At 71.8% G+C, this 14,075-nt stretch carries 12 protein-coding genes; 5 read left to right on the top strand and 7 right to left on the bottom strand.

Features of this window, described 5'->3' with window-relative positions; genetic code table 11:
- Positions 1 to 79 precede the first annotated feature (79 nt).
- On the top strand, positions 80 to 1,357 hold the full coding sequence (locus tag AB0G74_RS18370; protein WP_361147276.1) for a thymidine phosphorylase: 1,278 nt from the start codon (positions 80 to 82) through the stop codon (positions 1,355 to 1,357).
- A 153-nt stretch (positions 1,358 to 1,510) separates the two neighbouring features.
- On the top strand, positions 1,511 to 1,846 hold the full coding sequence (locus AB0G74_RS18365) for an STAS domain-containing protein (RefSeq protein ID WP_361147273.1): 336 nt from the start codon (positions 1,511 to 1,513) through the stop codon (positions 1,844 to 1,846).
- Here the strand turns inward: AB0G74_RS18365 and AB0G74_RS18360 are convergent.
- The 3 genes from AB0G74_RS18360 to AB0G74_RS18350 form a co-directional block, all read right to left on the bottom strand.
- Entirely contained in the window at positions 1,843 to 2,877 is a 1,035-nt protein-coding gene (locus AB0G74_RS18360; protein ID WP_361147270.1) for a sigma-70 family RNA polymerase sigma factor, read from the bottom strand. The genes AB0G74_RS18365 and AB0G74_RS18360 overlap by 4 nt on opposite strands.
- A gap of 66 nt (positions 2,878 to 2,943) precedes the next feature.
- A complete protein-coding gene (locus AB0G74_RS18355) occupies positions 2,944 to 3,642 on the bottom strand; it encodes a L,D-transpeptidase (protein WP_361147267.1) in 699 nt (232 codons plus the stop codon).
- Positions 3,643 to 3,905: 263 nt separating this feature from the next.
- A complete protein-coding gene (locus AB0G74_RS18350) occupies positions 3,906 to 5,204 on the bottom strand; it encodes an MFS transporter (RefSeq protein ID WP_361147264.1) in 1,299 nt (432 codons plus the stop codon).
- A 62-nt stretch (positions 5,205 to 5,266) separates the two neighbouring features.
- Between AB0G74_RS18350 and AB0G74_RS18345 the strand changes: the two genes are divergently transcribed.
- The gene (locus tag AB0G74_RS18345) at positions 5,267 to 6,235 is read left to right on the top strand and encodes a LysR family transcriptional regulator (protein WP_361147261.1); all 969 of its coding nucleotides are present in this window, start codon (positions 5,267 to 5,269) and stop codon (positions 6,233 to 6,235) included.
- A gap of 25 nt (positions 6,236 to 6,260) precedes the next feature.
- On the opposite strand, the gene AB0G74_RS18340 is transcribed toward AB0G74_RS18345, so the two are convergent.
- Together AB0G74_RS18340 and AB0G74_RS18335 are read right to left on the bottom strand one after the other, a co-directional pair.
- Positions 6,261 to 9,176 carry an ABC transporter substrate-binding protein gene (locus tag AB0G74_RS18340; RefSeq protein WP_361147258.1) on the bottom strand — a complete coding sequence of 972 codons (2,916 nt, stop codon included), beginning with the start codon at positions 9,174 to 9,176 and terminating at the stop codon, positions 6,261 to 6,263.
- Positions 9,177 to 9,869: 693 nt separating this feature from the next.
- Positions 9,870 to 10,661: an alpha/beta hydrolase gene (locus tag AB0G74_RS18335; protein ID WP_361147467.1), complete on the bottom strand. Its 792-nt coding sequence runs from the start codon at positions 10,659 to 10,661 to the stop codon at positions 9,870 to 9,872.
- A gap of 210 nt (positions 10,662 to 10,871) precedes the next feature.
- Between AB0G74_RS18335 and AB0G74_RS18330 the strand changes: the two genes are divergently transcribed.
- Positions 10,872 to 12,026: an adenosine deaminase gene (locus tag AB0G74_RS18330; protein ID WP_361147256.1), complete on the top strand. Its 1,155-nt coding sequence runs from the start codon at positions 10,872 to 10,874 to the stop codon at positions 12,024 to 12,026.
- Between the two features lie 206 nt (positions 12,027 to 12,232).
- Complete coding sequence (locus AB0G74_RS18325; RefSeq protein WP_361147253.1) at positions 12,233 to 12,604, top strand: ATP-binding protein; 372 nt, start codon at positions 12,233 to 12,235, stop codon at positions 12,602 to 12,604.
- A gap of 207 nt (positions 12,605 to 12,811) precedes the next feature.
- Here AB0G74_RS18325 and AB0G74_RS18320 read toward each other — a convergent pair whose 3' ends face one another.
- Positions 12,812 to 13,015, bottom strand: a complete 204-nt coding sequence (locus AB0G74_RS18320) for a PspC domain-containing protein (protein ID WP_361147250.1) — start codon at positions 13,013 to 13,015, stop codon at positions 12,812 to 12,814.
- A 97-nt stretch (positions 13,016 to 13,112) separates the two neighbouring features.
- Positions 13,113 to 13,682, bottom strand: a complete 570-nt coding sequence (locus tag AB0G74_RS18315) for a VanZ family protein (protein WP_361147247.1) — start codon at positions 13,680 to 13,682, stop codon at positions 13,113 to 13,115.
- Positions 13,683 to 14,075 lie beyond the last annotated feature (393 nt).

Genomic DNA, 14,075 nt, shown 5'->3' with positions numbered 1-14,075 from the left:
GCCGCCGTACACCACGGGACCCGGCGGCCACCCGCCGTGCTCCCCTCGCACCACAACCGCACCACAGGAGGAACACCCCATGGACGCCATCTCCGTCATCCGCACCAAGCGGGACCGAGGCGAACTCTCCGGCGAGCAGATCGACTGGATCATCGACGCCTACACCCGGGGCGCCGTCGCCGACGAACAGATGTCGTCCCTGGCCATGGCCATCCTGCTGAACGGGATGAACCGGACCGAGATCGCCCGCTGGACCGCCGCGATGATCGCCTCCGGCGAGCGGATGAGCTTCGACACCCTCAGCCGCCCCACCGCCGACAAGCACTCCACCGGCGGCGTCGGCGACAAGATCACCCTCCCGCTGGCCCCGCTGGTCGCCGCCTGCGGCGCGGCCGTACCCCAGCTCTCCGGCCGGGGCCTCGGCCACACCGGCGGCACCCTCGACAAGCTGGAGTCCATCCCCGGCTGGCGGGCCCTGCTCTCCAACGAGGAGATGCTGCACGTCCTCGACACCACCGGCGCCGTGATCTGCGCCGCCGGGGACGGCCTCGCCCCCGCCGACAAGAAGCTCTACGCCCTGCGGGACGTCACCGGCACCGTCGAGGCCATCCCCCTGATCGCCTCCTCCATCATGTCCAAGAAGATCGCCGAGGGCACCGGCTCCCTCGTCCTCGACGTCAAGGTCGGCTCCGGCGCCTTCATGAAGAACCTCGACGACGCCCGCGAACTGGCGTCCACCATGGTCGCCCTCGGCACCGACAGCGGAGTCCGCACCGTCGCCCTCCTCACCGATATGGCCACCCCCCTCGGCCTGACGGCGGGCAACGCGCTGGAGGTCCGCGAATCCGTCGAGGTCCTCGCGGGCGGCGGCCCCGCCGATGTCGTCGAACTGACCCTCGCCCTCGCCCGGGAGATGCTCACCGCCGCCGGACTGCCCGACGCCGACCCGGCGAAGGCCCTCGCCGACGGCTCCGCGATGGACGTCTGGCGCCGCATGATCAGCGCCCAGGGCGGCGACCCCGACGCCGAACTGCCCACCGCCCGGGAGCGGCATGTCGTCACCGCCCCCGCCACCGGCGTCCTCACCCGCCTCGACGCCTACGACATCGGCCTCGCCGCCTGGCGGCTCGGCGCCGGCCGCGCCCGCAAGGAGGACCCGGTACAGGCCGGGGCCGGAGTCGAACTCCACGCCAAGCCCGGCGACACCGTCACCGCCGGTCAGCCCCTGCTGACCCTGCACACGGACACCCCGGAGAAGTTCGACTACGCGCTGGAGCCGCTGACCGCCGCGTACGACATCGCCCCCGAGGGCACCGCCTTCACCCCGGCCCCGATCGTCCTCGACCGCATCGCCTGACCGCGGCCGTCCCCGCCGCCGCACCCACCCGGTGTGGCGCCCGTCATGGCACACCGAAGGGCCCGGCCGATGAGAATCGGCCGGGCCCCCGGTCCATACAGCGACAGGCACCACCCGACAGCGCCGGACCGACGGAACGGGGAACCGCGATCCATGTGCCCCAGCACGCCCATAACCACCAGCACCGCCGAACCCGTGGTCGTCAGGATCACCGGACGGGTCAGGCCCGACGACGTGCCCCGGCTCTGCGCCGAGCTGACCGCCAAACTCGGCGCCCGCCGCGACGACGGCGACCCCACCGAGGCGGTCTGTGACGTACGCGAACTGACCAGGGCCGATCTGACCGCCGTCGACGCGGTCGCCCGGCTCCATCTCACCGCCCGCCGCCTCGGCTGCGAACTCCGGCTGCGCGACGCCCCGGCCGAACTCGGTGCCCTGCTGCACCTCGTCGGCCTGGGCGCCCTCGCCCGCCCGTCCCGCCCGGACTAAACGGTGTCGTTCCCGGGCTTCGCGTCCACCGGCTCCAGCCGCTCCGGCAGCCCGAACAACGGGAACCAGCGGGCCGTGTCCAGGAAGGAGTTGATCCCCGCGATCTTGCCGTCGCGGATGTCCATCACCATCAGCGCCCACGGCACATGACCGTTGCCGTCCTCCGCCTCGTGATAGTGCGCGAAGGCGGGCATCCCATTGGCCACCGTCGGAACCAGCCGCGAACCGCGGCAGACCGAACCGACACCCAGCATCCAGCCCACGATGTTCTCGTGCCCCTGGAGCCAGAGGTCGTACGGCGGCATGGAGAGCGTCGCGTCGTCGTGCAGGACGGCCGTCAGCGCCTCCATGTCGTACCCCTCGAAGGCGGCGACATAGCGCTCCAGCAGCTCGCGCTGCTCCTCGTCCAGCGGATCGGCCGCGTCACCGGCCGCCGGCGGGGACTCCGCGAGCGTCGCCCGGGCCCGCTGGAGCGCGCTGTTCACCGAGGCGACCGAGGTCCCCAGCAGTTCGGCGACTTCGGCCGCCTTCCACGACAGCACCTCCCGCAGGATCAGCACCGCGCGCTGCTTCGGCGGCAGATGCTGGAGCGCGGCCACGAACGCCAGCCGGATCGTCTCCCGCTGGACCGCCGTGTCCGCCGGGTCCCCGGCCTGCGGCAGCACCCGCCCGTCCGGTACCGGCTCCAGCCAGGTCGCCTCCGGGCGGGCGGTCAGCTGCGCCTGCGCCACCGGCGTCGGACCCGAGAGATCCATCGGCCTGGCCCGGCGGTTCCCCGCGTTCAGAGCGTCGAGGCAGACGTTCGTCGCGATCCGGTAGAGCCAGGACCGCAGCGACGAACGCCCCTCGAACTTCTCCACACTCCGCCAGGCCCGGACCATGGTGTCCTGCACGGCGTCCTCGGCCTCGAAGGAGGACCCGAGCATCCGGTAGCAGTAGCCGGTCAGCTCCCGGCGATACCGCTCCAGCTCCGCCTCCAGCGCCTTGGCGTCGGTGCGGTCCTCACCGTCCGTTGTTGCCAGATCACTCATCGGGTCCACCCCTGTACCCATCGGCTCCAGTACTGCGGAACCTACAGGAGGGGACTGACAACGGACTCAGGTTCCGGGCTTCCGGCCCCAGACGAAGACATCGTCACCGTTCCTGAGCAGCTTCCAGTAGTTCTTCGCCGCGTTGGGCGTCATGTTGACGCACCCCATCGAGCCCGGCGGGCTCCACACCGACTTGGTGACCGAGTGGAACGCCTGACCGCCGTCGAAGAACTGCGCGTACGGCATCGGCACCTTGTACAGGCTGGAGAAGTGGTCGATGTTCCGGAAGTAGACCTTCTTCAGACCGGTTCTGGTCTCCGCCCCGTCCCGCCCGGTGCGCACCGCGACCGGCCCGAAGACCAGCTTCTTGCCGTCCTGGATCCAGCTCAGCTGCCGGGTCAGGTCGACACAGGCGATCCGGCCCTTGTTCGTCGGACAGGTCCCCGCCTTGTTCGGGTTCGTCCCGGCGGCCCGCTGCTGGAGCATCGTGTTCATGGTCCGCCAGGTCACCGTGCCCGCGTACCCCTGCGCCGGGCTGATCTCGTGCCGCTGCTGGAAGGCGCGGATCGCCTTGCAGTCAGCGGTGGACTGCTTGCCGTCCACCTTCAGACCCAGGAACTTCTCCGCCTGCTTCTGGTGCGGCCCCGCCTTCGCCGTGCACGCGGGGGCGGCCTGCGCGCTCCCCGCGCCCAGCGCCGTCGTCAGCGGTACGAGCATCCCCGCCAGTCCGAGTACGATCCCCGCGCGCCCGCGTGCCTTGGCCATCGTCGGCCCCCCCTTTTGTTCTCTTCGTCCACCCGGCCCCCTTGGCCGGTTCAGTAAAGGAGACGGGGGGAACGGTGCGGAAGTTGTAGGGGGAATGTCTCGGTTCTGGTACGGAGTCAGGTGATCAACCGGGTTGTGGCGTCGTGTCCTGAGAACGAAGGGCCCGGCGCGAGCCGGACGAGGCGTCGGGCGGGCCGCCCGTACACGCGTCGGACCCGGGCCTTCCGGCCCGGGTCCGAGTGCTCGTACCGCCTGCTCGCGCGTCAGCGGGCCGGGGCGCCCGCCACCACCAGGGTGCGCTGCTCGACCCGCGCCGCCCAGCTCCCGTACGCGGTGATCGAGACGACACCCGCGACCGCCAGCAGCCCCAGGACGACCGTGCCCGCCCAGCCGCCGGAGTGGAACGCGATCGCGCCCAGCGTGCCGCCGACGCTGCTGCCGATGTAGTACGCCGACTGGTACAGCGCCGACGCCTGCGCCCGGCCCGTCTTCGCCGCCCGGCTCACCGCCGACGACGCGACCGCGTGCCCGGCGAAGAACCCGGCCGTGATCAGCACCAGCCCCAGCAGCATCGCCACCAGCGACGCCAGCAGGGTCAGCAGCAGACCCGCCGCCGTGGTGACCACCGCCAGATACAGCGCCCCGCGCCGCCCGAGCCGGGCCACCAGCCGACCGGACGTGGCCGACGACACCGTACCGACGAGATAGACCAGGAAGACCGAGCCCACCACACCCGGCGGCAGCCCGAACGGCTCCTCCGTCAGCCGGTAGCCGACCATCGTGTAGACCGCGCCGAAGACCGTCATGAAGAGCGCGCCGATCGCGTACAGCCGGATCAGCAGCGGGTTCGCCAGATGACCGCGTACCGTCGAACCGATCGCCCGCGGGCTCAGCGGCGCCGGGGCGAACCGGCGCGGCCGGGGCAGCAGCAGCCGGAAGGCCACCGCGGCGAGCAGCGCCAGGACGCCGACCGCGGCCAGCCCCAGCCGCCAGCCGCCGAACTGCGCGGCCCAGCCGGTGACGATCCGGCCGCTCATCCCGCCGACGCTGTTGCCCGCGACGAAGAGTCCGATCGCGGCGACCAGCGCCCGGGGCCGTACCTCCTCCGCGAGATACGCCATCGCCGAGGCGGGGACACCCGCCAGGGCCGCGCCCTGGAGGGCCCGCAGCGCGATCAGGGTCTCCAGGTTCGGCGCCAGCGGCACCAGCAGACCGATGGCGACGGCGACCGTCAGCGAGACGGTCATCAGGGTGCGGCGGCCGAAGCGCTCCGAGAGGGCGCTCAGCGGCAGTACGAAGAGGGCGAGCGCGCCGGTCGAGGCCGAGACCGTCCAGCTCGCGGCCGACGCCGTCACACCGAAGTCGGCGGAGACGGCGGGCAGCAGTGCCTGCGTGGAGTAGAGGAGGGCGAAGGCCGCGACACCGGCGGCGAAGAGCGCGAAGCTCATCCGGCGGTAGCCGGGCTGCCCGGGGGCGAGCTGCTCGGGAACAGGAGTCGGGGACGGTTCTGGTGCGAGGGCGCCCGCTGCGGGAGCGGACGCCTCGGTACTGGCGGCAGGCATGACTCGAACCTACGGCCGGCTTTTTCATGCGTCCAATGCATAGAACGCGGATAATCGTTCCTATGGTGCATGAACACAGTTCAGAGCGTCGGCTGTCACATGTCAGTGACACAGAAGACATCTCGGCGCTGCTGATGCGGCTCGTCCCGAGGCTGGCGTACTTCGCGGAAGTCGCCCGGCACGAGCATGTGACCCGGGCCGCACAGGAGACCGGCGTCCCCCAGTCGACGCTCTCCCGGGCGATGGTCCGGCTGGAGCGCGACCTCGGCGTCACCCTCTTCGACCGGCGCGGTCGTACGGTCTCCCTCACCCCCGCGGGCCGTACGTTCCTCGACTCCGTCGAACGCGCCCTCGCCGAGGTCGAACGGGCCGCCGAGGCCGTACGGGCCGATGCCGACCCCCACGCGGGCCGGGTCGCCTTCGGCTTCCTCCACACCATGGGCTCCGAGACCGTCCCCGGACTCCTGCGGGCCTTCCGCGCCGACCATCCCAAGGTGCGGTTCACCCTCGTCCAGAACTACGGCGAGGCCATGCTCGGCGGACTGCGTACCGGCGAACTCGACCTCTGCCTCACCTCACCGGTGCCCGACGCCCCCGACCTCGTCTCCCGGCGCCTCGACGAACAGCGCCTGCGGCTCGTCGTCCCCGACGACCACCGGCTCGCCGGACGCCGCCGGATCCGCCTCGCCGAAGCCGCCGACGACGTCTTCGTCACCCTCGAACCCGGCTACGGGCTCCGCCGGATCACCGACGACCTGTGTACCCAGGCGGGCTTCACCCCCAAGATCGCCTTCGAGGGCGAGGAGGCGGAGACCCTGCGCGGCCTGGTGGCGGCGGGCCTCGGCGTGGCCCTGCTGCCGCCGCCCGCGGTGCCCCGCCCCGGAGTCGTCGAACTCACGGTCACGGCACCGAGGGCGGTCCGGGAGATCGGCCTCGCCTGGCGCGACGGCCATGTGGACACGCCCCCGGTCGCGGCGTTCAAGAAGTTCCTGCTGTCGCGCCGGGGGCAGCTGATTCCGCGCGAGCCGTGACCGTGCGAGCCGTGACCGTGCGGGGCTACGGCGCGGGGATGGCGCACTCCCCGACGGTCAGGGGGGTGGTGTTCCCGGCGGGCCGGGCGCACAACTCGTGGATCTCGGGCTTGCCGTCCTCCCCGCGCCGTACCTGGTTCAGCACGATGCTGTGGCCCCTCCGCTCCGACTTGGGCGGCGCCGTCGTGAAGTCGATCTCGCCCGTCGCCATCTTCGGGATCTTCTGCGCCCGCAGATTCACCCAGGTCGCCGCCCGGCTCTGGACGACTCCGGAGTCACTGGCCGCCCGGTACAGGGTCCAGGTGGCGTCATGGGACAAAGCGGTCTGCCCGTTCGCCAGCGCGTCCGCTTTCGGTCCGGCCCAGGCGTTCTTGTCTCCCGAAACCGGAAGATAGTCCTTGCCGTTCTCGTAGAAGTCCGTATCCCCCTTCTCCGCCAGCTGGGCCAGCGTCGAGTGGTAGAGCGTGACGTTCGACGGCATACTCCCGTCCCCGTCCGGGGTGAAGTCCTCTTTGGAGACGTCGTCGCCGGTGAGGACGGAGATGTTCTTGTCGGCGCAGCCCTGCTCGTCGCGGAGGGCGGACGTCAGCGCGCTCGCGTCCTCGGCCCGGCCCGCGAAGTAGATCACCGAAGGAACCTTGTCGCCCCGGCAGAACTTCTGGCTGGGCTCCCGCAGATTGGCACCACCAGGACCGACTTTGTAGGTCTCGCTCTTCAGCGGTGTGAACTTCTCCCGAACCAGCATCTCGCCCCCGAACCGGGCCTGCTGCTTGGTGTACTCGTCCGGAGTGTTCTCGGTGTCGCGGGCGAGCACGAGCGCGTACTCCGTCTTCTTCGCCGGGTCACGGAGCTGGCGGGCGATCAGTCCGAGCTGTGCGGCCTGCCACTCGTCAGGTGCGGCCAGACTGAACCAGTTGGCGTGCGTCGTGGGCAGCTGGGTCGAGGAATTGGTACCGGAGATCACCGGAAGTTCGGCCTTCTTGAGAATGGCCGCGACATCCTTGCTGGTGGTGAGATTGCGCCCGATACCGACGACGCCGACGAGGGTCGGGTCACGACGGGCGTAGCGGGCGATCGACTCCGCCATGTCTATCTGGTGGCGCATATCCGGGCCGCCATTGGCGATCAGCACCCGGAGCCGGGTCAGACCCTTCTCCTCGTTGATCGCCCGCTGGGCGACGTAGACGCCCGCCAACTCCTCGATGCCCTTCACCGGGGAGGCGTTCTCCGGGGAGGCGGAGCTGAGGGGGCCCGCGTAGACGATGGTGACGTAGTTGCCCGAGTGGTTTTCGAGCACCTTCTTGTTCTCCTCCCGGATCAGCTTCTCCAGCGTCGCCAGGGTCCAGGAGGGCGACGCCGCCGACTCGGCCGGTTCATTGCCCCGCTTCAGCCAGTTGGAGAAGCGGACGTCGCCGGTGGCGATGCCTATGCACTCGGCACCCCGCACACCCTTCGTCTCCACCCGCTCGGTATCCCGGTTGGCGGAGAGCGGCGAACTGTCGCAGAACTCGTCGGCCAGTTCGTGGGCGCGGAAGGCGACCGCGCCCGCGAGGAGTGCGGTGACGAGGATGAGGGCGTGGACGGACCAGAGGATTCGGGCGGCGGTGGGGCGGGCGGTGGCGCGGACGCAGTCGTGGCGTCCGTCGTCGCGGGTGGTGAGCCGGTCGGGGCGGATGGGGACTTTGATGACCCAGGGGAGTTCGGCGAGGGCGCGGCTGGGGGACTGTCCGGCCCGCAGGTTGCGGCCCCATTCCTGGTACCAGGTCCAGGCGGAGGTGTCGGCGTCCTGGACGACGCTGCGTTGCAGCCGGGCTACGTCGGTGGGTTGTACGGCGGCGACGATCAGGAGGGGGTCGAGTTCGCTGCGGCGGCTGCGGACGTCGCTGACGGCTTTGATGAGTTCGATACCGCCGTTCTCGGCGGTCGCCTTCGGGATGAACAGGACGGGCGGGCGGGGGCGTTTGAAGCCGCGCAGGTCCCAGCTCCAGCGGCGGTGGTTGTCCCGCAGGTCCTCGCAGAGCGCCAGCACGTACAGCTGGAGCTGGAAGTCGTCGCCCGTCTTCAGCGCCTCCGCGACCTCGTGCGCCCGGGCCGCGATGGCCTTCCAGGACCGGACCGGCCTGACCAGGGAGAAGTCCGTGGGCTGGCCGGGTGAGGCGGCGCGGAGGAAGGTCGTGGTCAGGAACCAGCGGCTCTCCCGGCGTAACCACAGGAACAACGGCGCCCGCCCGGGCAGCACATTGTCCAGCAGAACCAGAAACAGCAGAAACCCCACGCCCGAGGCGAGTGCGATCAGCCAGTCCGCGCGGGCGATCAGCGCGCCGACCACCGCGACCAGGCTCATCGGCAGGATGTGCGCCATGTCGAAGAGCCGCAGCCGGTCGCTCCACCGGGACGAGCCCCCGGGCCGCCAGCGCTGCCGGGCGAGCTGGTCGAGCAGGCTCTGCGCGGCATAGGGGTAGTTGTACGGTGCCGGGTCCGGCTGGTCCTCGGCCAGCGCGTTGACGGCGTTCTCGATGGCGTGCACCAGCCGGACCCGGGGGAAGGAATAGCGGCGGTACTGGGCGCGCCGCCCGTCCCACCGCCGGGGATTCCCGAGATCCCGGACCAGCCCGGCGGCCCGCCGGACCTCGGTCGGCTCCGCCCGCGCGTCGGCGGCGACGGCACAGCGCGAGCCGTGCACGTCATGACTCGTATGCAACTCCCTCACCAGCTGAACGACCTGCTCCGCCGGATCCGGAGGCGCGTCGGCGCCGCCGACGGCGGCGGCGGCCGTCCGGGCCGGGGCGTCCTCGGCGTGCAGGACGACCACCGGCATCGGCGGATGGCTGCTGCGGAAATCCCGTACCAGCATCTCCAGCCGCCGCTGTACATCGGCTCCCGCTCCGGTGGACATGCTGTGGCGGGTGTCCCGGCACGATTGCAGTTCCTCGTTCGGCATACGTCTCCCCGTTCTCGTGAGGCTGGCATACGTCGCCGGGCCGAACTCGCGCAAGGGCGGCTCCGGGTACGTTCCGGAATCTCCCGCGCGGCCTACGGAGGATGTACGAGCCCGAGTTCTACGCCTGTACGAACCGGCTCGCGACGGGCCGCGGCGGCCGGGTTGGTGCCTTGTCGCACGGTTCCGCCCCCTGTGCCTCGGCCCTCCGGGGCGCCGCCCGCGCGGTCTGCCCTGCCGGGCCGGTGCATCGCCCGCGCCTGCGGCCCGGTGGGTGCCTTGTCGCACGGTTCCGCCCCCTATGCCTTCGGCGCTGGGGGGACCCCCAGGGCCTTGGCTCTCCGGGGCATCGCCCACGCCGTCTGCCCTGCCGGGCCGGTGTATCCGTCGCGCCCGCGGCCCGGTGGCTGGCTTGTCGCGCAGTTCCCCGCGCCCCTGGGTTGCCTTCCCGACCGCCCTCGCAGAGAGTCGGGCCCCTTTTTCCAGGGGCGAGGCCGGGGAGAGCATTTAGGGGCGCGGGGAACTGCGCGAACAGCCAGCCACGGGCCGCGGACCGCGAACAACACCAGGCTGCCGGGCGAGCCCGGGTAGTGGGCGGTGCCCCGGAGAGTCAAGGCGACAAGACCAGACGGGCCGCGCGCGGGACTCCCGGGCAAGGATCACGGCGAGGCCGGGAACCCCCGAGCGAGCCGCAGGCTAATGGCGGAGGGACTTGCCGAAGCCCGCCGCCAGCGGCATCCGCAACCCCAGCGGCGGCGGCGCCGCCAACGCGTCCGCGACCGGGCGCGAGAACGGCTGCGGGAAGAGCGACCCGATCACGAAGTCCACCGCCAGCGCCATCACCTCCGCATGGTGCTGCCGCAGCGCGTGCCCGTCCGTATGCACTTCGAACCGGCATATGTCGCGGTTCGTTTTCTTCGCCCGCTCCGCGAGCCGGTACGACCGGTCCGGGCACGACCGTTCGTCGTTCGTACCGTGGACGATCATCACCTGCCGCCCCACCAACTGCTTCACCGGCTCCGGTGCACCGCACCCGTCCCTCTCCCCGACCCCACCGCCCCCGCCGTCGACACCTTCGCCGCCCGCCGGTCCCTCCGTCTCCGCCGGGAGCCACGGCGCCATCGCCAGTACCGAGGCGACCGCCGAGTGCCCCGCCGCCCTCAGCGCCGCGCGCCCCCCGAGCCCGAGCCCGGCGAGACATACGGGCACATCGCCGTACCGCCGTACCACCTCGTCCGCCGCCCACGCCGTGTCCACGGCGAGTTGCGCCCGCGTACCGTTCCAGCCCCGGCCCGAGTAGTGCACCGGGAGTACCAGAAGACCCTCCGCGCGCCCCGCCCGCGCCAGCGCCCGGCCCAGTGGCAGCGCCGCCAGGTGCGCCCATGGGGAGCGTCCCCGGTTCGACTCGGGAGCGCCGTCCGGCAGGACCAGCACCACCCCGCCGATCCCGGCCCCGACCCCGCCGCTGGCCGCTCCGGACGCCCGCAGGCCCCCGTACGCCCGGCCCAGCCTGGCCGTCCGCCTCGCCGCGGTCGCCGTGCGACCGTCCGTACGCCCCCTCCGCAGGGGCTGCGCTTGGTGTGTCACGGCAGAACAGTCTCAGAAGTGGGGGTGTACGCCACCCGTCCGCGCGATCACTGTTACATATCCGCCCGCCGACTTCTACGCGCGTAGGGCCCAAGGCCGTACAGTGCGGAGATGACGAGCCAGACTCTCATCACGCCCACCGCGGACCAGATCCGCCGCGCTCCGAAGGTGCTCCTCCACGACCACCTCGACGGCGGACTGCGTCCCGGCACGATCGTCGACATCGCCCACGCGACGGGCTACACCGGACTCCCCGAGACCGAGCCCGACAAACTCGGCACCTGGTTCCGGGAAGCCGCCGACTCCGGCTCCCTCGAACGCTATCTGGAGACCTTCGCCCACACCTGCGCCGTGATGCAGACCCGGGACGCCCTGGTCCGGGTCGCCGCCGAGTGCGCCGAGGACCTGGCCGCCGACGGCGTCGTCTACGCGGAGGTCCGCTACGCCCCCGAACAGCACCTGGAAGCCGGACTCACCCTCGAAGAGGTCGTCGAAGCCGTCAACGAGGGCTTCCGGCAGGGCGAGCGGACCGCCCGCGAGGCCGGACACCGGATCCGGGTCGGTGCCCTGCTCACCGCCATGCGGCACGCCGCCCGCGCCCTGGAGATCGCCGAACTCGCCAACCGCTACCGCGACCAGGGCGTCGTCGGCTTCGACATCGCGGGCGCCGAGGCCGGCTACCCGCCCACCCGCCACCTCGACGCCTTCGAGTACCTCAAGCGGGAGAACAACCACTTCACCATCCACGCGGGCGAGGGCTTCGGGCTGCCGTCCATCTGGCAGGCCCTCCAGTGGTGCGGCGCCGACCGGCTCGGCCACGGCGTACGCATCATCGACGACATCAAGGTCGCCGACGACGGCACCGTCCAGCTCGGCAGACTCGCCGCGTACGTCCGCGACAAGCGGATCCCGCTCGAACTCTGCCCCACCTCCAACCTCCAGACCGGCGCCGCCGCCTCCTACGCCGAACACCCCATCGGACTGCTCCGCAAGCTCCACTTCCGGGCCACCGTCAACACCGACAACCGGCTGATGTCCGGCACCAGCATGAGCCGGGAGTTCGAGCTGCTGACCGACACCTTCGGATACACGCTCGACGATCTGCAGTGGTTCACCGTCAACGCGATGAAGTCCGCGTTCATCCCTTTCGATGAACGACTCGCGATGATCAACGACGTGATCAAGCCCGGCTACGCCGAGCTGAAATCCGAATGGCTGTTCCGTCAGACCGCCACGACCAGCGATTCCACCGCCGGGAACAGCTGATCGTACGAGTCCCGCGACGGCCCGGAACGGCGGACACCCGGCCGCCCCGGGGTGTTTGCCTCGCACCGCGCGGCATGGCTAGCTTGCGGAGCCGCCCGCCGTGCCCGGTCACTCCGGCGCGGCACGGCCCGGCCCCCGGCCCGGTACGAACGGCCGGGTGCCGGACCCGCAACACCCCCGTTCCCCATCGCGAGGACACACCCCTGATGAAGCAGTCCGCCGTCAAGTCCCTCGGTGTCGCCGCCCTCGGCGTCGCCTTCGCCGCGGCAGCCGCGGGCTCCGCCTCCGCGGAGGCCGTCGTCTCCGACTCGGCGACCTCCCTCGACTCCGTCTCCAGCGTCCTGCCCGTCCAGGAGGCCCTCACCCAGCTCCCCACGGGCGCCCCCGAATCCCTCGGCGGCGCGCAGAACGCCCTCACGGAGAGCGCCAGCACCCTGCCCGGCACCCTCCAGGGCGCCGGCCAGCGCGTCCTCACCGGGGACCTGCTCGGCGGCGGCGACCCGATCGGCGGGCTCCTCGGCGGGCTGCCGATCGGCGGCGCGCTGCCCGGCGGCGGACTGCCCGGCGGCCTCGTCTGACGGGTCTCCCCATGACCCCTTGACCGCCCGGCCCTCCGGTCGGGCCGGTTCCCCTCGCCGTCTCTTCCCCCTCGGGCGGCACACAGCAGCGGGGCGCGCCCCCGTCACGCCTCGCGGCGATGACGGCGGCGCGCCCCGTTGTGATCACCAGGAGCGGTCACCGGGCCCGGTCACCGGGAGTGGTCACCAGGACCGGTCCCGAAACGGTCACCAGGACACCGAAGGCGACGTCTTCTCCTTCGGCAGGAAGATCCACAGCGCCGCGTAGACCAGGAACTGCGGCCCCGGCAGCAGACACGACGCCACGAAGACCACCCGCATGGTGGTGGCGGAGGTACCGAAGCGCCGGGCCAGCGCCGCGCACACCCCACCGATCATGCGGCCTTCACGCGGGCGGACCAGAGCGGACATGAGGGGCTCCTTCGCAGAGTGACGATGCGGTGTCCCGGGACCGTCTGCCCCGAGAACACCTCCATAGTCGCCCCCGCAGAGGGGACAAAACATCGCTCTACGGTGCGATCCCGACCCTGGGAATCGTCGGGGTCGCCCCCTGCGGGCCCTCCTCCGCGGGGAGGGCGGCGTCTACGACCACAGGGCGGGAGGCCCCGTGCGGGGACCCGGCCCCCGCGACCGGGCGTACCGGCTCGCCCCGGCCGCGCCGCAGACGGGCCCGGCAGGCCGGGACCACCAGCAGATGCGCGAGCGCCACCCCCGCCGTGTTCAGCACCAGGGAATCCACATCCATCACCCGGCCCGCGACGCCCGTCTGCAACAGCTCGATCCCGAGCGAGATCAGCGCACCCGCCGCGACCGTCCGCACCAGCGAACCCAGAGTCGACGCGCCCACACTGCCACCCGCCATCGGAAGCAGCACACCCAGCGGCGCGAGCAGCAGCAGCCCGCCGCCGAGCTGCCGCGTCGCCTCCGCCGGACCCAGGGCGAGATCGGCCCGGATCCCCGCGAAGACCTCCAGATTCGCGGCGGCCACCCAGGGCACGTCCAGCGGCCGGAGGGTCAGCCAGCCGACGATCAGCAGATGCGTACAGAGGAGCACTCCTCCCGCGATTCGCACCCGCACCCCGGCGTTACCTTGACACTCCACACCAACCAGGACGCGCGCTTTTGCTGAATCGGTTCCGACGGGCGCCTCCCGCTGTGGGGTGCGCCGCGTCGGGGCGCCTGGTGCTGGGGTTGCCTGTGCCAGGCGGGTTGCTTGCGCCTCGCGCGCCCCGGGTGCCTGGTGCGGGGGTTCCTCGCGGCGTGCGGGGCCGTTCGCGCCTCGCGCCTCGCGCCTCGCGCGCCGGGCGCCTGGTGTGGGGGTTGCCTGTGGCCAGGCGGGGTGTTCGCGCCTCAGGCGCCGGCGGGGCTGTTGAAGTTGTGACCGTTGCTCCGGCGGTATGCGGGCGGTCTTGTGTGGCGTCGGGAGGGTCGGTGGCCTCCGGGCTCACCTCCTCACGGACGGCGGAAGTGG

Source organism: Streptomyces sp. NPDC020875 (assembly GCF_040641415.1).
GTDB lineage: Bacteria > Actinomycetota > Actinomycetes > Streptomycetales > Streptomycetaceae > Streptomyces.
The sequence above is the reverse complement of the archived record's forward strand: the minus strand, read 5'-3'. Positions and strand labels throughout refer to the sequence as shown.

Bases quoted from the DNA above. Each gene is read 5' to 3' on its own strand.
- AB0G74_RS18355 (WP_361147267.1), bottom strand. From the start codon at position 3,642: ATGGCCAAGGCACGCGGGCGCGCGGGGATCGTACTCGGACTGGCGGGG.
- AB0G74_RS18325 (WP_361147253.1), top strand. From the start codon at position 12,233: ATGAAGCAGTCCGCCGTCAAGTCCCTCGGTGTCGCCGCCCTCGGCGTC.
- AB0G74_RS18370 (WP_361147276.1), top strand. From the start codon at position 80: ATGGACGCCATCTCCGTCATCCGCACCAAGCGGGACCGAGGCGAACTC.
- AB0G74_RS18330 (WP_361147256.1), top strand. From the start codon at position 10,872: ATGACGAGCCAGACTCTCATCACGCCCACCGCGGACCAGATCCGCCGC.
- AB0G74_RS18320 (WP_361147250.1), bottom strand. From the start codon at position 13,015: ATGTCCGCTCTGGTCCGCCCGCGTGAAGGCCGCATGATCGGTGGGGTG.
- AB0G74_RS18345 (WP_361147261.1), top strand. From the start codon at position 5,267: ATGGTGCATGAACACAGTTCAGAGCGTCGGCTGTCACATGTCAGTGAC.
- AB0G74_RS18340 (WP_361147258.1), bottom strand. From the start codon at position 9,176: ATGCCGAACGAGGAACTGCAATCGTGCCGGGACACCCGCCACAGCATG.
- AB0G74_RS18360 (WP_361147270.1), bottom strand. From the start codon at position 2,877: ATGAGTGATCTGGCAACAACGGACGGTGAGGACCGCACCGACGCCAAG.
- AB0G74_RS18350 (WP_361147264.1), bottom strand. From the start codon at position 5,204: ATGCCTGCCGCCAGTACCGAGGCGTCCGCTCCCGCAGCGGGCGCCCTC.
- AB0G74_RS18365 (WP_361147273.1), top strand. From the start codon at position 1,511: ATGTGCCCCAGCACGCCCATAACCACCAGCACCGCCGAACCCGTGGTC.